The organism is Photorhabdus heterorhabditis, assembly GCF_018448905.1.
In the GTDB taxonomy this organism is placed as follows: domain Bacteria; phylum Pseudomonadota; class Gammaproteobacteria; order Enterobacterales; family Enterobacteriaceae; genus Photorhabdus; species Photorhabdus heterorhabditis.
In genome coordinates this window covers 96,969-121,977 of the sequence record NZ_RCWA01000013.1, presented here as the reverse complement: position 1 = coordinate 121,977, position 25,009 = coordinate 96,969, and the positions used below count along the sequence as shown (strand labels likewise).

General features: G+C 45.8%; 11 protein-coding genes and 1 pseudogene. 8 read left to right on the top strand and 4 right to left on the bottom strand.

The features are described 5' to 3' along the window. The first annotated feature begins 230 nt into the window (after positions 1 to 230). Together EAE89_RS10565 and mazF are read left to right on the top strand one after the other, a co-directional pair. Complete coding sequence (locus EAE89_RS10565; protein ID WP_054476774.1) at positions 231 to 476, top strand: AbrB/MazE/SpoVT family DNA-binding domain-containing protein; 246 nt, start codon at positions 231 to 233, stop codon at positions 474 to 476. Then, the gene (gene mazF / locus EAE89_RS10560) at positions 476 to 808 is read left to right on the top strand and encodes an endoribonuclease MazF (RefSeq protein ID WP_010849003.1); all 333 of its coding nucleotides are present in this window, start codon (positions 476 to 478) and stop codon (positions 806 to 808) included. The genes EAE89_RS10565 and mazF overlap by 1 nt, the downstream gene beginning before the upstream one ends. A gap of 223 nt (positions 809 to 1,031) precedes the next feature. Here the strand turns inward: mazF and EAE89_RS10555 are convergent, their stop codons facing one another. The 4 genes from EAE89_RS10555 to EAE89_RS10540 all read right to left on the bottom strand — a co-directional run bounded on the left by EAE89_RS10555 (position 1,032) and on the right by EAE89_RS10540 (position 19,600). After that, the gene (locus EAE89_RS10555; RefSeq protein ID WP_054476772.1) at positions 1,032 to 1,319 is read right to left on the bottom strand and encodes a type II toxin-antitoxin system RelE family toxin; all 288 of its coding nucleotides are present in this window, start codon (positions 1,317 to 1,319) and stop codon (positions 1,032 to 1,034) included. Then, positions 1,304 to 1,567 carry a type II toxin-antitoxin system Phd/YefM family antitoxin gene (locus tag EAE89_RS10550; RefSeq protein ID WP_054476770.1) on the bottom strand — a complete coding sequence of 88 codons (264 nt, stop codon included), beginning with the start codon at positions 1,565 to 1,567 and terminating at the stop codon, positions 1,304 to 1,306. Before EAE89_RS10550 ends, EAE89_RS10555 begins: the two co-directional genes overlap by 16 nt. 264 nt (positions 1,568 to 1,831) lie before the next feature. Beyond that, positions 1,832 to 17,386: a non-ribosomal peptide synthetase gene (locus EAE89_RS10545; protein ID WP_214085780.1), complete on the bottom strand. Its 15,555-nt coding sequence runs from the start codon at positions 17,384 to 17,386 to the stop codon at positions 1,832 to 1,834. Between the two features lie 1,158 nt (positions 17,387 to 18,544). Continuing rightward, entirely contained in the window at positions 18,545 to 19,600 is a 1,056-nt protein-coding gene (locus EAE89_RS10540; RefSeq protein ID WP_214085779.1) for a hypothetical protein, read from the bottom strand. 389 nt (positions 19,601 to 19,989) lie between these two features. Here EAE89_RS10540 and EAE89_RS10535 point away from each other — a divergent pair, with 389 nt between their 5' ends. The 6 genes and pseudogenes from EAE89_RS10535 to EAE89_RS10510 all read left to right on the top strand — a co-directional run bounded on the left by EAE89_RS10535 (position 19,990) and on the right by EAE89_RS10510 (position 24,562). Beyond that, on the top strand, positions 19,990 to 21,201 hold the full coding sequence (locus EAE89_RS10535) for an MFS transporter (RefSeq protein WP_054476763.1): 1,212 nt from the start codon (positions 19,990 to 19,992) through the stop codon (positions 21,199 to 21,201). Between the two features lie 196 nt (positions 21,202 to 21,397). Beyond that, positions 21,398 to 21,632 (top strand): annotated as a pseudogene (locus EAE89_RS10530) (IS4 family transposase); the annotation flags it as partial. 287 nt (positions 21,633 to 21,919) lie between these two features. Continuing rightward, positions 21,920 to 22,477, top strand: coding sequence for a LemA family protein (locus EAE89_RS10525; protein ID WP_214085778.1), 558 nt, complete (start codon positions 21,920 to 21,922; stop codon positions 22,475 to 22,477). A 36-nt stretch (positions 22,478 to 22,513) separates the two neighbouring features. Continuing rightward, positions 22,514 to 23,566: a hypothetical protein gene (locus EAE89_RS10520; RefSeq protein WP_214085777.1), complete on the top strand. Its 1,053-nt coding sequence runs from the start codon at positions 22,514 to 22,516 to the stop codon at positions 23,564 to 23,566. A 10-nt stretch (positions 23,567 to 23,576) separates the two neighbouring features. Further along, positions 23,577 to 24,113, top strand: coding sequence for a LemA family protein (locus EAE89_RS10515; RefSeq protein WP_054476758.1), 537 nt, complete (start codon positions 23,577 to 23,579; stop codon positions 24,111 to 24,113). A 5-nt stretch (positions 24,114 to 24,118) separates the two neighbouring features. Continuing rightward, positions 24,119 to 24,562 carry a hypothetical protein gene (locus EAE89_RS10510; RefSeq protein WP_214085776.1) on the top strand — a complete coding sequence of 148 codons (444 nt, stop codon included), beginning with the start codon at positions 24,119 to 24,121 and terminating at the stop codon, positions 24,560 to 24,562. The last annotated feature ends 447 nt before the right edge of the window (positions 24,563 to 25,009 follow it).

Genomic DNA, 25,009 nt, shown 5'->3' with positions numbered 1-25,009 from the left:
TAAGGTTCATCAGGCGCGGAACTCATCGAGGCGCAGGTTCCTTGCCTATAGTGACGCCGGATAGATTTAAGCAAGCCCAAAATTCATCAAAATGAGTGTTGCAAAAACGAGGGCGACCATAGATTTTACGCTCTCCCCGATAGGGTTCGCAAGTGAAGTATCAACAAAGTTGACACTTAAAATAATCACTGATAGAGTATCTTCATTGTTGATACTTAGAGGATTTAAACATGGCACAAGTCGTCGTGAAAAAATGGGGTAATAGCCCTTCTGTACGTCTTCCGGTCGCTATTATGCAAGCTGCTTCACTTAGTATTGATGATACGGTTGATATTGCTGTCGAAGATGGTCGAATTATCATTATTCCGGTCAAGGCGAAAGAATATTCTCTCGATGCGCTATTAGCTGGGATTACCCCCGAAAATATTCATGAAAAAATGGATTTTGGTTCTCCAGTAGGTAAGGAATTGATCTAATGGTTTCTCGTTTTGTGCCTGATTCTGGCGATATTATTTGGATTGACTTTGATCCTGTGGCTGGACACGAGCAAGGAGGTCATCGCCCCGCAGTAGTGCTGAGTCCATTTGCCTATAATAATAAAGTGGGATTACTGCTCTGTGTTCCTTGTACAACGAAGGCGAAAGATTATCCTTTTGAAGTTGAATTATCAGGAAGCCGTGACAGTGTTGCCTTAGCTGATCAGGTGACATGTGTTGATTGGCGAGCTAGAAAAGTAACAAAGAAAGGTCATGTTAATTCTTCAGAGCTGGAGGATATAAAGGCTAAAGCAAAGGCGCTTATCGGATAACAGGACAGTTTATGGGGCTTATCAGCCCCTTAAGTGGGTTGACTTGGAACATTATAGTTATAAGGGAGACCATAAAAATCTATGGTCTCCCGAAACAGCCACAGAATGCACTGGAAAAATAGGATTTCTCGGTATCGAAAAAGTGTTTCTTTGTGCAATAAATGCCAAAATCAACACCGAAGTCATCAATATTTCCCAACCGAATTAAAGCGATAACATAAGGCTATCTTAGTCTTTTACTTGCCAGTTCATATGCTTCATTCCGTTCGCGTTTACCCACTGCGACAACAGCAATAATCAGCACATCATCCATGACCTCATAAACCAAGCGAAAACCAGAAGCGCGTAATTTTATTTTATAGCAATTCGGTATGCCGCGAAGTTTAGCTGATGGAATATGAGGCTCAACACAACACTTTTTTAGCTTTTTAGCAAATTGTTGCTGGATTGATTTATCAAGCCTCTTCCACTCTTTAAATGCATCTTCCCTGAATTTCACGTTATAGGGTATAGATAATGATCCAAATCTACATCGACCAATATCTGTTTTCTACGCTCATTGACGAGTCGAACGAGTTCTTGATCGTCCAAAGCATCAAGTATCTGTTCGTAAAGTTCAGCCGGAATGCAATAAAACGCTGGCTGGTTACGATTTAGGATAGCAACAGGGTATCCAGCCCCAGCGTTAACAGTCGCCATCGGGTTCTTTTTAAGTTCACTAATGCTTGCGCTAGTATCTGATAAGATTATGTTAGCCATAGAAATACTCCAAAAGACTTGTTAATAGGTTTTACATTAGCCCTTCCTGTTGAAAACAACAACAAAAAAGACCATTTAACAGGTCTTTTTAATGACTAGGGAGTAATGCCCCAAAATCAGCACCGAAATCATCAATATTCGGTGCTGTTTACTCAGAATAAAATGCTCAGCTGCGATAAGAATCTTTAACCGAACAACTTTATCATCAGCAGCATCAGCGGATGGGAATCAATATTGCGCCCTGTTCCTGCAATGTTACTGACATTACAGCGCTTCTGCTTCACAATTCACTGCCAACGCTCTGCTTAAGGTCTTAGCCAAAATAGTTTTATTCTCACTATCTTCCATCAAACTAAAATGGTCACCGGGTATAGAAGTGAGTTGTAGCGAAGAGTCAGGCATTATCTGCTCCCAACCTAGTGACGGCTCCATATTTAAAGACTGTAATGCAACATCGGTAACGAAAGGAATCTGTGGGTAAGATTCCATTGCATAGAATTGATGTAGCTTGATCGCGACTGCTTGTGGTTCATAATCTTTGACCATTTGTACATAATTTCCCATCTGTTCCCACCGTTTTGCAATCAAGTCAGGACGCAGATTTGACGGATACAATTCCAGCTTCTGCGCTGCTGCAATAAATTGCACCAAGTCCAGTTCATCCATTTTCTGGTGCAATGCTTCAATCTTCTGGGGATGTTTATCCACTGACTGCCTTGCCAATTCCGCAAGAAATTGAAGTTTTGGCTGAATGACACGGGTCTTGAAGCGGTGAGGCGCTGGCGTGTCAATCAAGCCTAAGAAGTTCACCATTTCACCGGCGTTCAGAAGCTGCTGAGCAATGGCATAAGCCAATACGCCACCAGAAGAGTAACCATATATTCGGTACGGCCCTTGCTGTTGAACGGCCTTCATAAAGGTGATCATTCTGGTAGCCAATTCCTCAATAGTCGATGCCTGTTCTTCATTAATGGATGGCCAGGGTAACGCATAAATCGGGTAATCCGACTGGATATGCTGAGCCAGCCCAAAGACATAGGAATAATCATCCATGCCGCTAGGAACAAAGAATAGTGGTGGCTCAATTCCGTCAGGTCGCACCGGTATCGCACTTCTTTTCGATGGAGTTAGCGATTCTGATGTGATTTCTGCTACCAGTTCAGCCAACACAGGAAATTGGAACAGATTATTCAATGAGCAAATCAAACCTCGCTCCGCAGCAAGGTTTATCATTCGCATAGCAAGCAGCGAGTGTCCACCCAGCGCAAAGAAATTGTCATATCGGCCTATCTGCTTAACTCCCAGCAATTTACTCCAGACAGCGGCCAGCACGATCTCAACTTCTCCTCGCGGCGCTTCATAGATTTGACGAGCAAAAGCACTCTGATCAGGCACTGGCAGCGCCCGACGATCCAGCTTGCCGTTAGGTGTCAACGGGAAGGCATCCAGACGCACAAAAGCTGTCGGCACCATGTAGTCAGGCAATAGTGTTCTCAGATGACTATGCAAATGGGTAATCAATCTGTTATCTGCTTCTGCTACCACATAGGCAACCAGCCGTTTGTCCTGTCCATCCCCCAGAGCCATAACGATAGCCTCACGTACCGCAGGATATTCAGTCAACCGGGCTTCGATTTCACCGGGTTCAATCCGAAAACCGCGAATTTTAACCTGCTGATCGTTACGGCCTACAAACACTAAATTGCCATCCGGCAAGTAACGCGCCAAATCCCCGGTTCGGTACATACGGGCATCCGGTGTGTCACTAAATGGATCAGTCAGGAAACGTTCAGCGGTCAAGTCAGAGCGATTAAGATAACCGCGCGCTACACCGATACCCCCGAGATATAATTCCCCCACTGCCCCCAATGGTACAGGCTGGCCATAAGCGTCCAGCAGATAAACATAGGTGTTGGCCGTTGGGCGGCCAATAGGGATTAATGTCTCCGTATAATCAGGCGGACAACGCCAGGTAGTGGCGCACACAGTGATTTCTGTCGGACCATAGGCATTGAACACGGTTGCCCGCCCACGCAGCGCCTGAAGCAGAGCCGTACCCGGTGCTTCACCACCTAATATCAATGTCGGTTTTATTGCTATCTCCGGTAAATCAGCACCATCCCGAAGCAGAGCCGGTGTCAAGCAAGCGTGAGTCACCGCCTGTTGTTCCAGATAATGCCAGAGACGAAGTGGGTCCTGACGAACTGTATCGGCGGGAATGTCCAACGTGGCACCACCACACAGCGCGATCATGATTTCCAAGACGCTGGCATCGAAACCAAATGAGGCAAACTGTAACATCCGACTCTCCGCGCGAATATCAAACTGAGTGATTTTATCCCGAATAAGGTTAACTAACCCTCGATGCTCAAGCATCACGCCTTTTGGTGTACCGGTAGAACCCGAGGTGTAAATCACATACGCCAGATGCCGCGAGGTTAGCGCAGGTATGTGCGGGTTGTTGTCCGGCTGATTAGGCAAGATATTCGGATCAAGTACAGTGAATTTTGTCAGCACTTGTTCATCCAGCGCAGCACGTCCAGTCTCATCCGCCAGTACTACTGACGGGGCAGCTTCATCCAGCATATAAGCCAGACGATCCCCCGGATAAGTGGGATCTAATGGTACATAGGCTCCGCCAGCTTTTAGTACTGCCAGCAACCCTACTACCATTGCCAGTGAACGGGTCACACAAATCGCCACCCGTTGCTCTGGTGTTATCCCCAGAGCAATCAATTGGTGAGCCAGTCGGTTAGCACAAGCATTCAATTGCGTATAGCTGAGGGTTTGTTCTTCATACACCAGCGCCGTCGTATCCGGTTTTTGTTCCGTTTGCTGTTCAAACAGTTGATGAATACATAATTTCTCAGGACACACAGTTTTAGGGGCGTTCCAACTTTCCAGCAACAATGTGCGCTCCGCAGGTGCCAAAATATCAATATCCCTGACAGGCTGTTTTGGGTCAGCGACCATAGCTTTCAGTACCGTTTGTAAATACGTCACGTATCGCTCTATGGTCTGTTGATCAAACAATGCCGTTGCATAGCCCAGATATCCCACAATCCCGCCATCTTCTTCAAACAAGTTCAGTTCAAGATCAAACTTGACCATATAAAAAACTTGCTCGGTAGATAACAATTCCAGTTCCGGTAGTTTCCATTCCGTATTCTCATTATTCTGCCAGGCAAACATCACTTGGAATAACGGCGTATGGGCCAGTCTGCGCGGCGGTTGCACAATTTCCAGCACCTGTTCAAACGGCAGATCCTGATTGTCCTGTGCCGTTAGCGTGGTTTGCCGCACGCGCGCTAGCAGCTCAGACACATCCGGCTCTCCTGATAAATCAATGCGTAAAGCCAATACATTAACAAAGAAGCCCACCAGAGATTCAATCTCCTGACGACCACGACCTGCGCTGGGTGTACCGATAACCAGATCATTTTGGCCTGACAGGCGCGACAGGACCGTGGCCCACGCGGATAGAATAGTCATGAATAACGTCGTGCCCTGCTGTTCACTCAGACGTTTGAGGGATTGTGTTAATTCTGCATCCAGATTGATAGACCATATTCTCCCAGTAAACGACTGCCGAGGGGGGCGTGGTCGATCGGTTGGCAAATCAAGTAGTACCGGCGTACCCGTCAACATAGTACGCCAACAGTCGGATTGAGATTGTAAGCGTTCAATGGAAAGCCACTGACGCTGCCACGCAGCATAATCAGGGTACTGAATCGTCAACGGAGGCAACGGATCAGGTTCCCCTGCCAAAAAAGCCGCATAGAGGGCACTTAGTTCTGATTTCAGTATCCCTAAAGACCAACCATCGAAAATAATATGATGCAAGGTCAACAGAAATACGTAATCCCCATCTGCCAGTTGTATCAAACTGGAACGAATTAAGGGGCCGTGGGCGAGATCAAACGATGCCCCAGACTCTTCCAGACACAAACGCTTGAGCTGCTCATCGGCATCAGTAGCGCCTCTCAAATCATATTTTTTCATGGGTATACCGGATTTAGCCGGTAACAATTCGACCTGTGGTTGACCCTCAACCGTCACAAAGACAGAACGTAAAGCCTCGTGACGGGCAAACAGACCATCAAGCGCCCGCTGCCAAGCCCCAATATCAAGCTGACCACGCAAACGCTGTATGACAGGAATATGGTAGGTATCACTCACCCCCTCCAACTGTGCAAGGAACCACAGATGCTGCTGACTAAACGACAATGGCAGAGCGCTACCACGAGATACCGGAGTAATTTCAGGCAATCTGTGACTATTTTCATTACATTGTGCACAGATCTTCTCTGCAAAAGCAGAAAGTGACGGTGACATAAACAAGGCTACGAGCGGCAATTCGACGCCTAAAGCCGCTACCCGGTTCATCACCCGTACCGCCAACAGTGAATGACCGCCCAGTGCAAAGAAATTATCATGCCGGCTTATCGGGTCAATCCCAAGCAATTCACGCCAGATAGCCGCCAGGGCTATTTCCATTTCCCCTTGTGGCGCTTCGTAAACCTGACGGGCAAAAGCTTCTTCGCCCAACCCCGGTAATGCCTGACGGTTCAGCTTGCCATTAGGCGTCAGTGGGAATGAATCCAAACGTACAAAAGCGGCTGGCACCATATAATCAGGCAGGATTGAACTCAGGTGAGTACGCAAGCTATTTGATAATCCCTCATCCGGCTCCGCCGCCACATAAGCAACCAGACGTTTGTCTTGCCCGTCATCCTGTGCCAGCACCGCCGCCTCACGCACCGCAGGATATTCCATCAACCGGGCTTCGATTTCTCCCGGCTCCACCCGGAAACCCCGGATTTTAACCTGTTGATCGTTACGACCCAGAAATTCCAGATTGCCATCCGGCAGGTAGCGCGCTAAATCCCCGGTCTTGTACATCCGCGCTTCTGCCTCATCACTAAACGGATCAGCAAGGAAACGCTCGGCAGTCAAATCCGGGCGATTAAGATAACCGCTGGCTACCCCTTCTCCGCCCACATAAATCTCACCGATCACCCCCAACGGCACCGGGTGATTGTCCGCATCCAACAGATAAACTCGCGTGTTGGCGATAGGACGGCCAATCCGGATCTTCGTTGCTCCCGGCGCTAACGCCGTAATACGGTATGTTGTGGTAAAGGTCGTGCCTTCGGTCGGTCCATAGCCATTCAGTAACTGTTGGGGCGGATTATTGCGCAGAATCTGGCCGATCACCGACGGATCGAGCACATCTCCGCCGACAATCAGGCTCTTGATCTGAGGAAGAACCGGCGACAAATCCTCAGCCAGCCGATTAAACAGCCCGACACTCAGCCACAGAATCGTGATTCGATAATCCTGTAACGCCTGTACAAACGCCTTCGGCGTCAATAACGTGGCATGATCAATCACCACTAATGTTCCGCCATTGAGCAAGGGGCTCCAGACTTCGAAGGTGCTGGCATCAAACGCAGGGTTAGCGGCGAAGACCACCCGATCATCCCGTCCGATTTCAACGTACCCATTATTAATGACCAGCCGGACTACCGCCCGATGAGACACGATCACCCCTTTTGGGGTGCCAGTCGAGCCGGAGGTATACATGATATACGCTGATTCGGTACTGGAACGAGGTAAGTCAGGATTGATGTCCGCTTTTTCCCCGATGCTCTGTGTCTCACCCGTGCAACGCAGCACAGGAAGAGCCAGGTCAGTTGGGATAGTTACCTGCCCCCCCGTGATCAACAACTTCGCTGAACAGTCACTCATCAACCCATTTTTCCGTTCATCCGGCACGTTGAGATCTATCGGCACGTAAACAGCACCAGCCTTGAGAATAGCCAATTGTGCCACTATCAGTTCAACAGAGCGTTCTAACAGGATCGCAATGTGGTTATCCGGGTGTATCCCCTGTTCGATCAGTTGATGGGCCAGTCGGTTAGCCCGGGTGTTCAGTTCCGCATAACTGAGGGTTTGATCTCCGGCTATCAGTGCTGTGGCATCCGGGGTTTTCGCTGCCTGTTGTTCAAACAATTGATGGAGACATAACTGCTTAGGATAAGCGATTTCAGTGGCGTTCCAGGTATTCAGCAATAATCTGCGTTCAGTTTCAGGCAAAATGTTCAGTGTCCGAACTGGCGTTTCCGGCGCCTGTTCAAGCGCATCAGCCAGACTTTCCAGCGCCTGTTGCATATAACCGCATATCCGTGCTGGATCAAACGGTTGTACCACCTGAGCCGTTATCCCCAGATCGGAACCTCCATCCTCCACCGACAATACAAACGGATAGTTAGTACGCTCTTTAGCACCAAGGAATTCAATCCCGCTCATCATTTCATGCGGGGTTATTGGCTGTTCATTATGCCGGTAGTTCAACAGCGCATTGAAAAGCGGTGTACCACTGGCTACACCACTGCAACGCTGAGCCAACGCCAAAGATGCGTGTTCATGTTCCAACAAACCTGCTAACCGAGTATGTGCCGTACGTACACTGTCACGTACCGGGGTATCATCCATATTCAGCCGCAACGGTAAGGTATTGATAAATAATCCCATACCGCTATCAGAACCTTCACCTGCCTGCATACGTCCAAACAATACAGTGCCGAACACCACTTGCGCCTGTCCACTGGTTCGCGACAACACCTGTGCCCAAGCCAGATGACACAGAGCTGCCATACTGACGCCTAAACGCCGAGCCTGACTACGTAAGCGATTATTCAACCCAGTTGTCAGCATCCGATGCGACTCCACCACTTGAGAGCCATCATGGTGTACTTCCGCTAAACCAAATGGTAGCGTTGGTTCATCCACTTCAGCCAACATGTCGGTAAAGAAGCGAGTATGTTCTTCTTGACTGACGCCCAACTGGGCCTGAGCCACCAAATTACGGAAAGGGACCGGAGCCGGCAGACTGTCTACCTGCCCGGTAAGATATGCCTGCACTTCGCTGTTCATCACTTCCAGCGTGGTGTGATCGCCAATCAAATGATGCAGCAATTGCAGTAGAATCCAGCGACCATCAGGTTCCTGTGCGACGACAAAGCGCAATAACGGTGCCTGACTCAAGTCGATACGATACCGACACGAGTCAAAACGTTGGGACAATTGGTCACTAATAAGACCATCAGCCGGATCAAGTATCAGTTCAGTCACGGATAAAGGTATCTGGCGGCAAACCACCTGAGCCGGAACAGACAATCCTTGCCAAACAAAAGCCGTGCGCAAGATATCATGGCGGTCAACTACCTGCTGAACGGCTGCCAGATAACGGTCCAGCAAATGCCGATCTGCAAAAGCTTGTTGGGTGATTAGCAGATAAGGATCACCCTCGTTTGCCAGCAAATGGTGGAACAAAATGCCATCCTGCAACGGTGACAGCGCATAGATATCCTGAATATTGGTTATCCCACCCGGTATTTGATCAACAATGCGATCAATTTCAGGCTGAGTCAGATCAATCAGCGGCAACATCTCCGGTGTCAGTACAGGTGTATCCGGTGTAATACGGTTATCAGGCACTCTAATCTCATGACTCTGAGACAATGACTGAGCCAGCACACTCAATGTCGGATGCTGGAATAGTGCCTGAACCGATACACCCAGTCCAATCCGCCGCAAACGTTCAATCATCCTGACAGCAAGGAGCGAATGCCCCCCCAAGGCAAAGAAGCTGTCGTACCGGCTGATTTGTTTAACTCCCAGTAATTCACTCCAGATAGTCGCCAATGCGGTTTCAATTTCCCCTTGCGGCGCTTGGTAAATCTGACGAGCAAAGGCGTTCTGATCAGGCACTGGCAGCGCCCGGCGATCCAATTTGCCATTCGGAGTCAGCGGGAAAGTATCTAAACGCACAAAAGCCGCCGGCACCATATAATCAGGCAAAATTGCACTCAGATGTTCACGCAGTTTGTTCGCCAGTCCATCGTCTGCTTCTGCCACTACATAGGCAATCAAGCGCTTATCCTGCTCATCACCCAATGCTAATACCAGAGCTTCACTCACCGCTGGGTATTCGGTCAACCGGGCCTCAATTTCTCCCGGTTCAATGCGGAAACCACGGATTTTAACCTGCTGGTCATTACGGCCAACAAACACTAAATTGCCATCCGGCAAGTAACGGGCCAAATCCCCGGTTCGGTACATGCGGGCATCCGGTGTATCACTAAACGGATCAGTCAGGAAACGTTCAGCGGTCAAGTCAGGGCGATTGAGATAACCACGCGCTACACCCGCGCCACCAATATATAACTCACCTACTGCCCCTAATGGCACTGGCTGATTGTGGTCATCCAATAAATAAACACGCATATTGGCTGTCGGACGCCCAATAGGAATAGTCTCATCTAGATAGTTTGAAGGGCAACGCCAAGCTGTGGCGCAAACCGTTATCTCTGTCGGACCATAAGCATTGAACACGGTTGCCCGACCACATAGTGCTTGAAGCAGTGCCGTACTGGGCGCTTCACCACCCAGTATCAACGTCGGTTTTATAGTCATCACCGGTAAATCAGTACCATCCCGGAGTAAAGCCGGGGTCAGGCAAGCGTGTGTCACCGCCTGATTTTCCAGGTAACACCAGAGACTATGCGGGTCCTGACGAACAGTATCATCAGGAATAATCAGGCTGGCACCACCACACAGCGTCATCATGACTTCCCAGACACTGGCATCAAAGCCAAATGAGGCGAACTGCAACATCCTGCTATAGCTGCGAATATCAAACTGGGCGATTTTATCTTGAATAAGATTAACCAACCCACGATGTTCAACCATGACCCCTTTTGGCGTGCCGGTAGAACCCGAGGTGTAAATCACATACGCCAGATGACGGGAGGTCAATGCCGGTACCTGCGGGTTACCGTCCGGCTGGTCGGGCAGCACATTTGGATCAAGTACAGTCAGCCCCGAAAGCATCTCTTCACCCAACGCTGTACATCCGGCGTTGTCTGCCAGCAAAATAGCCGGCGCAGCATCAGCCAAAATATATGACAGACGTTCACCCGGATAAGCTGGGTCCAACGGCACATAAGCCCCACCCGCTTTCAATACAGCCAGCAACCCGACCACCCGGGCGAGTGAACGTGCCGCACAAATCGCTACCCGATGATCCGGTTTCACGCCGAGTACAATAAGCTGATGAGCCAGCCGATTAGCACGGGTATTGAGTTCCGCATAGCTCAGCGTCTGGTTTTCATATTTCACTGCTATGGCATCTGGGGTCTTCTCTGCCTGTTGTTCAAATAATTGGTGAACACACAACGGCTCAGGATATGGCTCTTCGGTCGCGTTCCAGCTTTCCAACAATAATGTCCGCTCATTGGGTGACAAGATATCGACAACTGTGACAAGTTGTTGAGGATTGTTCACCATTGCTCGCAACATGGCCTGCAAATAGCCAACCTGCCTTTCAATCGTTTCCAGGTCGAACAAGGCAGAAGAATAAGTTAACGTCCCAACAACCTCTCCATCCTTCTCCATCAATTCCAGTTGCAAATCGAATTTAGCGATATCATATCCCTGCCCGATGGGTGCCACTTCCAATCCTGGTAATTGCCATTCCTCTGTTTCACCGTCCTGCCAGGCAAACATCACCTGGAACAGCGGAGTATGTTCTGGTCTGCGTGGTGGTTGTACGATCTCAACAACTTGTTCGAAAGGCAGATCCTGATGATCCTGCGCCGCCAGCGCGATTTTCCGCACACGCGTCAGCAATTCCGTCACATTCGGAGCGCCCGATAAATCGATACGCAAGGCCAGCGTATTGACAAAGAAACCGATCAGGGATTCCACCTCCTGACGACTGCGACCCGCGCTCGGCGTACCTATTATCAGATCTTCCTGACCGGACAGACGTGACAAGACCGTGGCCCAAGCTGACAACAGAGTCATGAATAACGTACCCCCTTGCTGTTCACTCAGGCGCTTAAGTGATGTTGTTAATTCTGCATCCAGATTGATAGGCAAGACGTTACCGGCAAATGACTGTTGAGGCGGACGGGGTCGGTCAGTCGGCAAATCCAGCAGGACCGGTGCATCAGCCAGCGTAATACGCCAATAGTCAGATTGAACTTGTACCCGCTCAGCCGACAGCCATTGACGCTGCCATGCAGCATAATCAGGATACTGGATCGCTAATGGAGGTAACGGATCACGTTGTCCTACCAGAAAAGCGGTGTAAAGCACGTTCAGTTCACGTATCAGCACATTAACAGACCAGCCGTCTGAAACAATGTGATGCTGAGTCAGTAAAAATACATAATCATCATCAGCCCGTTGTATCAAAACAGAGCGGATTAATGGCCCTTGAACGAGATCAAACGGAGCCTCAGCTTCATGTGTGCATACATGCTTAAGCTGTTCGTCCACGTCCGGGGCTTGACGCAGATCGTATTTTTTCATTAGTAAACCCGATTCAGCCGGCAACAGTTCAATCTGAGGTTGACCATCAACGGAAACGAATACGGAACGTAATGCTTCATGGCGGGTCAACAGCGTATCAAGCGCCCACTGCCAAGCCGCAATATCAAGCTGACCCCGCAAACGCAGTGCCAGAGGAATATGATAGGTATCACTCACCCCCTCAAGCTGCGCCAGGAACCATAGCCGTTGTTGGGCGAATGACAGAGGCAGCTCACCCTCACGGGATATCGGTATGATAGCCGGAAGTATCTTGCTTTGTTCACCAAGTTCACCAAGCCGGGTATTCATCACCTGAGCAAAAGCCGTCAATGAAGGGGATTCAAATAAGCGGGTCAGCGACAGTTCAATACCTAAAGCTGCTACCCGGTTCATCACCCGTACCGCCAACAGTGAATGACCGCCCAGTGCAAAGAAATTATCATGCCGGCTTATCGGGTCAATCCCAAGCAATTCACGCCAGATAGCCGCCAGGGCTATTTCCATTTCCCCTTGTGGCGCTTCGTAAACCTGACGGGCAAAAGCTTCTTCGCCCAACCCCGGTAATGCCTGACGGTTCAGCTTGCCATTAGGCGTCAGTGGGAATGAATCCAAACGTACAAAAGCGGCTGGCACCATATAATCAGGCAGGATTGAACTCAGGTGAGTACGCAAGCTATTTGATAATCCCTCATCCGGCTCCGCCGCCACATAAGCAACCAGACGTTTGTCTTGCCCGTCATCCTGTGCCAGCACCGCCGCCTCACGCACCGCAGGATATTCCATCAACCGGGCTTCGATTTCTCCCGGCTCCACCCGGAAACCCCGGATTTTAACCTGTTGATCGTTACGACCCAGAAATTCCAGATTGCCATCCGGCAGGTAGCGCGCTAAATCCCCGGTCTTGTACATCCGCGCTTCTGCCTCATCACTAAACGGATCAGCAAGGAAACGCTCGGCAGTCAAATCCGGGCGATTAAGATAACCGCTGGCTACCCCTTCTCCGCCCACATAAATCTCACCGATCACCCCCAACGGCACCGGGTGATTGTCCGCATCCAACAGATAAACTCGCGTGTTGGCGATAGGACGGCCAATCGGGATCTTCGTTGCTCCCGGCGCTAACGCCGTAATACGGTATGTTGTGGTAAAGGTCGTGCCTTCGGTCGGTCCATAGCCATTCAGTAACTGTTGGGGCGGATTATTGCGCAGAATCTGGCCGATCACCGACGGATCGAGCACATCTCCGCCGACAATCAGGCTCTTGATCTGAGGAAGAACCGGCGACAAATCCTCAGCCAGCCGATTAAACAGCCCGACACTCAGCCACAGAATCGTGATTCGATAATCCTGTAACGCCTGTACAAACGCCTTCGGCGTCAATAACGTGGCATGATCAATCACCACTAATGTTCCGCCATTGAGCAAGGGGCTCCAGACTTCGAAGGTGCTGGCATCAAACGCAGGGTTAGCGGCGAAGACCACCCGATCATCCCGTCCGATTTCAACGTACCCATTATTAATGACCAGCCGGACTACCGCCCGATGAGACACGATCACCCCTTTTGGGGTGCCAGTCGAGCCGGAGGTATACATGATATACGCTGATTCGGTACTGGAACGAGGTAAGTCAGGATTGATGTCCGCTTTTTCCCCGATGCTCTGTGTCTCACCCGTGCAACGCAGCACAGGAAGAGCCAGGTCAGTTGGGATAGTTACCTGCCCCCCCGTGATCAACAACTTCGCTGAACAGTCACTCATCAACCCATTTTTCCGTTCATCCGGCACGTTGAGATCTATCGGCACGTAAACAGCACCAGCCTTGAGAATAGCCAATTGTGCCACTATCAGTTCAACAGAGCGTTCTAACAGGATCGCAATGTGGTTATCCGGGTGTATCCCCTGTTCGATCAGTTGATGGGCCAGTCGGTTAGCCCGGGTGTTCAGTTCCGCATAACTGAGGGTTTGATCTCCGGCTATCAGTGCTGTGGCATCCGGGGTTTTCGCTGCCTGTTGTTCAAACAATTGATGGAGACATAACTGCTTAGGATAAGCGATTTCAGTGGCGTTCCAGGTATTCAGCAATAATCTGCGTTCAGTTTCAGGCAAAATGTTCAGTGTCCGAACTGGCGTTTCCGGCGCCTGTTCAAGCGCATCAGCCAGACTTTCCAGCGCCTGTTGCATATAACCGCATATCCGTGCTGGATCAAACGGTTGTACCACCTGAGCAGTCAGTCCCAGTGTAGAACCCCCGTCCTCTACCGACAGCACAAACGGGTAGTTGGTACACTCCTGTTCCCCAAGGAATTCAATCCCGTTCATGATTTCATGCGGGGTTATCGGCTGTTCATTATGCCGGTAGTTTAGCAAGGCACTAAAAAGCGGTGTTCCACTCTGCACCCCACTGCAACGCTGGGCCAGCGCCAATGAAGCATATTCATGATCCAGTAATCCAGCCAGCCGGGTATGTGCCACTCTGACACTCTTCTGCACCGGGGTATCGTCCATATCCAACCGCAACGGCAGAGTATTGATAAACAGTCCCATGCCACTGTCAGCGCCTTCCCCCGCAGCCATGCGCCCAAACAGCACCGTACCAAAGACGACTTTCTCCTGACCGCTGGTACGTGATAGGACCTGTGCCCAAGCCAGATGGCATAAGGCCGCCAGACTGACACCAAGACGCCGAGCCTGACCACGCAAGCGATCATTCAGTATCGGTGATAGCGGCTGATGCGATTGTGTCACCTGCGAACCATCACGATGTACTTCGGTTAGTCCAAACGGCAACGTTGGCTCCTCCACCTCCGCCAACATGTCAGTAAAGAAATGAGAATATTCTTCCTGCCTCATCCCCAGTCGAGCCTGAGCCACCAAATTGCGGAAAGGAACTGGAGCTCGCAAGTTATCCCCCTGACCAGCAAAATACGCCTGCACTTCCCGATTCATCACTTCCATTGTTGTATGATCACCAATGAGGTGATGCTGCAATTGCAGGGCTACCCAATGACCATCGGTTTCCTGAGCGACGACAAAACGCAACAACGGAGCCTGACTCAGGTCAAGACGGTGTTGTCGCGGGTCAAAACGTTGAGCCAATTGTTCATTAACTGGGCCATCCGCCGGGTTCAGCGTCAGTTCAGTGACTGACAATGCAGCTTGACGCCAAACCACCTGAGCCGGAACAGACAACCCTTGCCAAACAAAGGCCGTGCGCAAGATATCATGGCGGTCAATCACCTGTTGAACCGCTACCAGATAACGATCCAGTAGAGTCCGATTAGCAAAGGTCATCGGGTAGACCAACAGATAGGGGTCGCCTTTATTTGCCAGCAGATGGTGGAACAGGATACCGTCCTGCAATGGCGACAACGCATAGATATCCTGAATATTGGTTATCCCGCCCGGCACTTGTCCGACGATACGGTCAATGTCTGGTTGAGTCAGCTCAATCAGCGGTAACATCTCTGGTGTCAGCGTCGTAGTCGTCGGTGTAATGACATTAGGCGGCAACACCACAGACTGATGTTGCCCCAACGTTTGAGCAAGCTCCAACAGAACCGGCGACTGAAACAGGTCACGTGCTGCCAGTGTCAACCCAAGCTGACGCAAACGTTCAATCATTCGCACACCTAGCAGTGAGTGGCCGCCCAGTGCAAAGAAACTGTCATGCCGACTAATCTGTTCAATCCCCAGTAATTCACGCCAGAGAGTTGCCAGTACAGTTTCCATCTCCCCTTGTGGCGCAGCATAAACTTGACGGGCAAAGGCTTCTTTCCCCGGAGTCGGCAACGCACGGCGATCCAATTTACCATTTGGGGTTAACGGGAATTCATCCAAACACACAAAAGCCACCGGTATCATGTAATCAGGCAACCGGGCACTCAGGTGGTCACGCAAGTGGGCGGCCAATCCATCCTCTGCTTGCGCCAACACATAGGCAACCAGATGTTTGTCCTGACCATCACCCAGCGCCAGCACAACCGCTTCATGTACTGTCGGGTATTCTACCAACCCAGCCTCAATTTCCCCCGGTTCAATCCGAAAGCCGCGGATTTTAACCTGTTGATCGTTACGCCCAAGGAATTCCAGATTGCCATCCGGCAGATAACGAGCCAAATCCCCGGTGCGGTACATTCTCGCACCCGGTGAATCACTAAATGGATCTGTCAGGAAAAGTTCCACCGTCAATTCAGGTCGATTAAGATAACCACAAGCTACCCCGTCTCCACCCACATAAATCTCACCAACCTCCCCTAAAGGTACCGGCTGACCATCAGTGTCCAGCAAATAAACTCGTGTGTTAGCGATTGGTTGACCAATGGGAATACTGATTGTTCCCTCCGGTAACGATTCAATACGGTATGTCGTGGTAAAGGTAGTGCCTTCAGTTGGGCCATAAGCATTTAACAACTGTTGTGGAGGATTATGGCGCAATACTTGAGCAATAACATGCGGGTCGAGGGCATCTCCTCCGACTAACAGCATTCTAAGCTGAGGCAACACCGGGGACAGTTCCGTTGCCAGCCGGTTAAACAACCCGACACTTAGCCACAGGATAGTGATGTGATGTTGTTGTAATACCTGCACAAAATCTGGCGGGGTCAATAAGGTGAGGTGATCGATAACCACCAGCGCAGCACCATTAAGTAACGGCGCCCAAACTTCAAATGTGCTGGCATCGAAAGCGGGGTTAGCAGCAAAAGCCATCCGATCATCCGGCCCAATTTCAGCATAGCCATTATTAATGACCAATCGGACAACGGCGCGGTGAGGCACTACCACGCCTTTTGGCATGCCAGTCGAACCGGAGGTGTACATAATATACGCGGCTTGGCTACTGGAACGCGATAAGTCAGGATTGAAATAATCTTCCTCCCTACCCGTATTTACTTTATCGGAGAGACGAAATAATGGAACAGCAAGGTCAACCGGAATATCAAAATGCATATCAGTAATCAATAAATTAGCTGAGTAATCATTTATCAGCCAATTCTTTCGTTCGTCCGGTACACTGGGGTCTATAGGCATGTAAACAGCACCAGCCTTAAGGATAGCCAACTGGGCCACCACCAGATCAATGGATCGTTCTAACAAAATTGCAACATGGTCACCCGGGTAAATCCCCTGTTCAATCAGTTGATGGGCCAACCAATTAGCATTAGCATTCAGTTCCGCGTAACTGAGGATCTGCTGTCCCGCTATCAGTGCCGTAGCTGCCGGGGTTTTCGCTGCCTGTTGTTCAAACAACTGATGGAGGCACAACTGGTTAGGATACGGTGTTTCAGTCGCGTTCCAGGTTTCCCGTAACAGCGTGCGTTCAGCCTCAGACAATAAATTAGGCTTCTGGACAGATATATCGCCATCCCGCTCTTCTAACGACACTTGAACTAATTCAGCTTCAAGGATACTTCCCTTTCTCGCGATACTCTCTTTCATCTACTTACTACCTCAAAATATTTAAAAACTGTTATTTCCAGCAACCATCAAAAATGTTTTTCTTTTACTTTTAGGAGAAATAACAACGAGCACACCTGACATCGAAAGATGCTCAGGCAATATTTTCTCTCAGGCGCTGGATGTCATATTCCGGTTAATAGCCGCATAATTAACAATTCTGCAACGATAATTTTCCTAACCGTGGAATAAACAGTTCATCTGGTGAACCTAAAAAAGCATTCCATTTTTGTTCCTGTTTTTTAGATAAGCGCCTTTGATTTACTGCAATTTTTTATTAGCAGACGCTGAACTCCATAACTAAATAAAAATGGATCTATTGGATATATATACTGGCATGAGAGCTAAATCCTTGCTGTATTTTGTCCATTTGATATTAATATCTGATGTAAACTATTTCAGGAAAAACCAGATACTAGAAAGATGAATTCACTTTCCTGACTTTTAATTAACAATGGGTTTGCTTTGATAATTATGTGCAAATCAGTCACTCCCTTCCAACAGCAAACAAAAAAACCATACTTATCAGAAATTTAATGCTTAATCAGATATATCTTAACATGCAAAAATATAAACTAGCTTCATTACATATTATTTTATAATAATCAAATTATACAACTGATGTAAACGCTAATTATATTTAACACTCAGACGAAACAATTTCAAACAAAAACTAATTTTTATATATATTTTTTCGTAATAAAAAAATAATACAACCAATACATATGTCAGTTATTTTTAATACCATAAATAAATAGTTTTAAATTAAAAATAAATTATTTGTTTATTATTCTTATGAAAGAAAATCACATAATTAATTACTTATTCAAATGTATCTTTAAATTCTATATAACAGAAAAATGAATGATGCTAATTTCAGCTTAAAGTCAAATTAGTTTGACATGGTTTATCCAATCATCATTTGATCCGTAAAATTAATATCGCTATTTATTCCAAATTTATTCTCAATAATGCTGTTGCTTACGGTTATTAAGCCGCGGTCCCCAAAAGTGTATATACCCTTCATCCTTCAAATCGCTGCTTTGTTGGCTGCGTTCACTTGCCGCCACGCTGCGGCTTGAAATCTATTGGGTATAAAAGTTATTTTTATATAAATTTATTAATTTTTACTACCTATTATTATTTTTTTGAATTAACTGCTGAAAGAAAAATAGTAGAGATAACTATTGAAGAAATTAATAATATTGTAAATCCAGTAATAATTTCTTCAAGACCAACACCTAAGTAAATAGTATAAAGGAGAATAATCATAGTAACAAATACATAAATCCCTGACTGCATACCCAAAGTATAAAGAGAATTTTTTGAATATAACCCCAGATAAGAGAAAAAAACAGGTTGCATAATTGTATTAGCTAAAAACACCATAATTGTGAATAGCAAATAGAGTATGCCAGAATTTATAATAATGCCAAGTGAACAAAATCCGAGAGAAAATAATTGAATGATATTACCTACCATAATTCTTTTTGTTAAAATTACGGATTTCATGACTTTCATGATACCAAATGCACTGGGGAACCATATAATCAGTAGTATGATATACATTTGAACCATATCAATATGTTCAAAATATTTTGTTCGCATAGCGGGCATAATCATTAAAGAGAGGAAAAAGCAAACATTGATTATGACTAAACTTGAAAAGGAGAAGAAAACAACTAATTTATTGGTTGTTTTCGCAGAACCCTTAATATCGAGTTTTTGTTTTTTTAAATTATTGCTTTTAAAGCCCGTATAATAGATAATTGAAGCAATAGAATAAATAAAAGCAGCAAAAAAATCTGCTGATGCACGGGAATTTAAACCGAAGAAAGAAAAAATGACTGGAATTATAAATGGCAGGCTTAATAGCGCCAGGCTTAAGATAGAAAAATCCTTACTCGTCTTCTTTTCATTTCCTTCAGTTATAAGAATATTTCTTCCTATTATGACAATAAATCCACTTATTACTCCCCATAATATTCTATGCAGAGCATCCAGCCAAACTGAAATAAGAGTTGTTTCTCTTGAAAAGAGAATGCAGTTTATAGTTGCTAAGAATAAGAAAAATCCAAAAATATTTTTTCCAAAAAGAGCAATATTCATTTTTCGAATGAGGAAGGATATGGTCATACACCCCAAAGATAATCCCAATAAATAGGAAAAAACAGGAATATAAGCGTATAAAATCATGCCGACCCTGTAAATAAAATTCTTCATAATACATATGAACAACATACTCAGGGGCTTTATTAGACCACTACAGCTTGCTCTCTATAGATATTAGGTGTGACAATTTATTTAACACCCAACTAATCAGATAGAGAGCATCAAATACCCAATCTCACAAAGTAATTTCTTGCTAGCTTTTTTGTCCGGTATACTAACTAACAATTTTATTACCCTCACTTTCCCTATCAGCTTTCGTAGTACCTAATACTTACACTATCCTATCTAAACTGGCTTAACACGTCCTTCCCTCTGCGTTTTCACAATAGCTTTTCTGCATTACCGGTTCATCACGCTTTATCACAAGAAATATATAAAATAAACCTATATGCATACGGAGTTAAATTGATTTTATGAACAGAAAAATTCAATATCCATCAACTTTAGGACAGAATACAAACTATACGTTTTTATTTATCCTTTCAGTCACCATATTCCTCGTCGGTGCGACCGAATTCATGTTATCGTCTATGCTTACCCCTCTGGCAATAGCCTTTGAGACGACCACCGTCGGAGCATCCTGGCTAGTGTCTGGTTATGCATTTTCCTATGCTCTGGCAGCCCCCGTACTCGGATATTTTTCAGATCGAGTTAATCGGAGCAGATTACTTCTAGGTTCCTTATTGTTTTTTGCCGTAGATGGTCTTGCTATCATTTTTGCACCCACGCTTGAAATCGCAGTCGCACTGCGGATTTTTGGCGGTATAGCATCAGCGGTCATCATACCGACAGTATTTGCCTTGATCGCCGATATCGTTCCTTATAACTGCCAGGCTGGAGCAATGGGAGTCGTTATGCTTGGCATGACTTTCGGTATTGCATTTGGCCCAGCCTTAGCGGGAATACTTACTGACCTCATTAGTTGGCAAGCACCATTTTTATTTAGCTCGCTTGGCTGCACCGTCACATTTATCGCAGGGTTTTACTGTCTTCCGACACACATTGCGTCAAAAGAGCTTATAAGCCGGCAATTAATCTGGTTTCGGCAATGGTCGATTGTCAGGCCACTCATTGCAAAAGGGGCCTGGAATGGTGCCGGTGTCTCTGCTTTTCTTCTGTCGGGAGAAGTTTTACGTCAACGGTACGGATTTGGCCCAACCGAAATCGGTTTGACTGTTATAGCCTTTGGCACCGGTCTGGGGATAGGGAATATCTCAGCTGGTGGGCTTCGCAAGCTTTGCGGTCGAGAAGAAGCGACTTTAGTCGTTGTCAGTCTGCTACTAACTGGTGTGATCTCAGTTTTTATGCTCGTTCCAATTACACTCTTCGGCTCATTGGGATGTTTGATATTTTGGGGAATTGCGCTTGGTGCTGGAGCACCTTCAAGTACAGTGGTTTTGGTGACAAGAGCAAGTGCTAATAAAGGTATGGTTCTGGCCTTTGCAGAAACGTTCAATAATCTGGGCATTTTGAGCTTGGTACCATTAGCGATGATAGGACTGGCAAAGGGAGGTCCCCCCGCAGCCATGATTGTGTTATCGATAGGATTGGTTATCGGTATTTCATTGACAATATTAGATTTCTGGCTGACTCGTTCCAAAAGTTCAGCAAGCTCTTTGATATAAATGCTTTGCCCTCGGGCTTTATTTCCCCGCCTAATGTATTAGGTGGGGAATGTTATTGTGGCTTTAGCCAGTTTAAGTAGCGTCAGCTTCTTAAACATAAAACCACCCGCTATGCGCTGAGGAATCCCCAGAAAATAGACAGACATAGCGTTGTGTGATCTACTGATTATCCCACCAAGTCAATAAGGTCACTGCTATGCCTGCACGTAAAGTCTGTCATAACTTTTTCAAAGATTCCTTAGCGCCGTTTCATAAATATCGTCAGAATGCATTAATCGATGCCACCATAGCTTTGATTAATGGTGCTTCTCTTACGTTAACCAGTATTGGGCGTTTTTTTACCAGGACATGTTTACGTCAAACATAAAATTAAACGCGTTGACCGACTACTTGGTAATGAAGCACTCCGTAGGGATATTCCTGATATTTTTCTGATAATGGGTCTCTGGGAAATGTCAAAAACAGCTATCCAATATTCCCTTCTCCCTCAATTATCAATTGATTAGTCACTACCAAGGCACATACCCCGTGGTAAATTATCCTTCCATATCCCCGATATCAAGAATTACTGAACGACAAGCCACGAAAATACTTTGGGAATTAAACAGCCAAAAGTCATTTTTGACGAGTTACGTTAGATAAACATAGCGTTGCACTTGATAATTCAATCCACCATGAATTAAACTGGATAATATATATCTGAACCTTTGTGAAAAAAATGACAATAACCACCATTATTATCTCCGTCATTGCTATAGGACTTATCGGCTGGGGGATCACAATTTATAACCGTCTGGTTGCCTTGAAAAAACAGACAGACAATACATTTGCCAATATCGATGTTATTTTAAAACAGCGTGCTGAACAGATCCCGCAGCTTGTGACATTACTGGAAAAGTCCATGGAACATGAGCGTGATATTTTCACTCGGTTAAGTGATGCACGACAGGGATATTTTAATGCCGATACCCTCACAGATAAAATCAAAGCTTCCAATGAAATGACCAATGCATTCCGCTCTGTACTCGCCATCGCCGAAAATTATCCGACACTGATTTCAGGTTCCCAGTTTTCACAGTTGCAAACAGCAGTGGCAGATCTAGAAAATAAAATTGCTCATCGTCGTGAAATGTTCAATGATGCAGTAACGGAGTATAATACGGCAATTTATCTATTTCCTGATCTGATTTTTGCCCACATGTTCCATTATCAGGAACTACCTTTATTAGAAATCCGTCAGGAAGAAAAAGCCTATGACGGCATCAAGTTTAAATAAGTCAGATGATAAATCCTGTGATAGGTAATTTGAACCATGGCCTTTTTTATTTTTGCTTTCTCCTGCATATTAATCTATCTCATTGACTTCCTTTTAAAAGAAGTGGTGGGATTTAAACGCCTCCACTGGCTTTCCATTCCTTTATCCGCATTGATCGTTACCAGCACAGTTTGCTATTTCGATGATCCTTTTAAGTCATTTTTCTATATATTTTTTTGCACCTTTCTTTTTATCCTTGCCATAATGATCCCGATAATCATCATTTCATTCGGAAAAAGTGCCGCAAGACGTTACAAACAAGCCCGACAGTCCGGTGAATCCGCCAGCAAGGTAACCTGGAAAGTGATTTTAGGCTCGTCGGTTTTTGTCATTTTCTTAATTGCCTTTTTTGTTTCACCCTATGCCTTATTTGGTTTACTTGTCCTACTGTTTATATCTAGCCGACTGAAAACAACACCGAAAAATAACTTCCTTAAATTTCAACAGATTTTACCCACATCAAAAATCCGTTCAATCGCTATGGGTCTGGTGGAAATAGAAGGAAAAATAACAAATGGAAAACAATTCAAAAGTCCACTGAGTAAAAAGTTATGCTATGGTTATCGTTATTATGAATATGATGTCAGCAGGGATTCTGAAGGCAGCAAACGTTATTCTCTGCGCCATTCGGAAGAAAAAATCAGTCAGTTCACTTTAACCGATGATTCAGGATCAGTCTGTATTGAGGCAACACCAGAGACGCTGACATTTGTGAATTTTTCTTCTTATCAGAATTATGAAACCAATTCCATATCTTACCAAGAATACCTGTTATTTCCAGATGAAGAATATCTCATTATTGGTACAGCGGTTGAAAAAGACGATCAGGTTGTTATTACTCAGACCGCTCCTCATCAATTACTGGGGATTACTTCGACGAGATATTTAGAAACCTGGAATGAAGTTGCACCAATGCGCCGTAATCTTGCGATTACCGTCATTAGTGCAGCAATATTAATTGCCTTTATTCTGACTGTTCCCTATAAATATCACTCTCATCATTTAACGGTTTTTTATCGTGAATCTCCGTTATTGCAATGGTTATTTTAGAGATATAGCAATGGATAAATATATTCTCTCTTTTCTTATTCTAGCCATTATTCTGCTTGTCACGGTTCGTTATCTTCTGGGGATTTTTAATAAAATTGTCATGCTAAAAAAATACCGGGATAAAGCATTCGCTAATATTGATGTTTTACTGAAAAAGCAGGCTGATTTAATTCCACAGCTTATCACAATCGCGGAACAGGCAATGATCCATGAAAAATCATTCTTTCTGCAACTATCAGCAGTCAGGAAAAATTATCTCGGTACAAAAATAATCGATGAAAAAGTGAAGATAGGTAATGCATTAGAACATCAGTTGTCGTTATTGCTGATGCTGGCAGAGAATTATCCGACCCTAATCAGTCAACCGACTTTTCAACATTTGCAAGCGCAGATTACTCTGCTGGAAAATCAGATTGCAGACAGACGTGAATTCTTTAATAAAAGCGTTGCCCTTTACAATATGGGTATCAGGCAGTTTCCCAATATAATTTTTGCCCGGATATTAAGATATAAACCCAGTTCGATGCTGAAACCTATGCAAGGATAAAGTCCATGTTTACCATTCCATTTGATTTATTCGGATTTGTTGATGCTATCCGTAGTAACCACGGTATTTTAATAACCATTGCGATTTTTGGCCCTATAGGTATGATACTCTGCCTAAGTCCCTTTATCTATACGCGGGGAATTAGCCAGGTTATTCAAACACTGGCTATCAGTTTATTAACCTCTGTCTTTATCAATTTACTCTGTGTCGCTGTCATCTATTTAACCTTCACAAAAGATATTATCCGCCTGTTTTGGAGCCTAATTGTTGTCCAGACGGCCTGTCTGTCTTTTTGGTTTATCAATAAAAAAGCGGTTCTTAAACTAGCTGGACAGTTTGGAGCCATACGTCAGCGACATCCGGAAACCGAAACTAAAACTGAAACTGAAACTGAAAATAAAAGCAAGGTGAAGAAAAAGAAAAAAAAGAAAAAAAAGCGGAAAAAATAAATTTATATTTATTTAATCACAGTACGGTTTCAATCAGCAAAATATATTATATTAAATAGGTTGGTGTTATTTTCATATAATAGTTTGGTTTTCTTGGGGGGAATTTAGGGGGAATATTAAAATAAATATCTTGTAATATTTTCCCTACCCTTTAGATTTATGGTTATCATTTTTCACAGCTTTTACCAACGGATATCCATAAGGAGAGCAATAACAAATCTCATCGAGAGAAACGTGTAAAATTATCGGTCACTCCGTTCCCTCAGTTCAACGTCAAACTCGTCAAATATTGCCGTCAATCCTGCTTTAATTTATACCCAATAGATTTCAAGTTGCAGCGCGGCGGCAAGTGAACGCAGCCAACAAAGAGGCAACTTGAAAGATAACAGGTATATTCAATGAACAGGAGATTCAATAGCATACTCAATAACAACCTATTGGTTATCC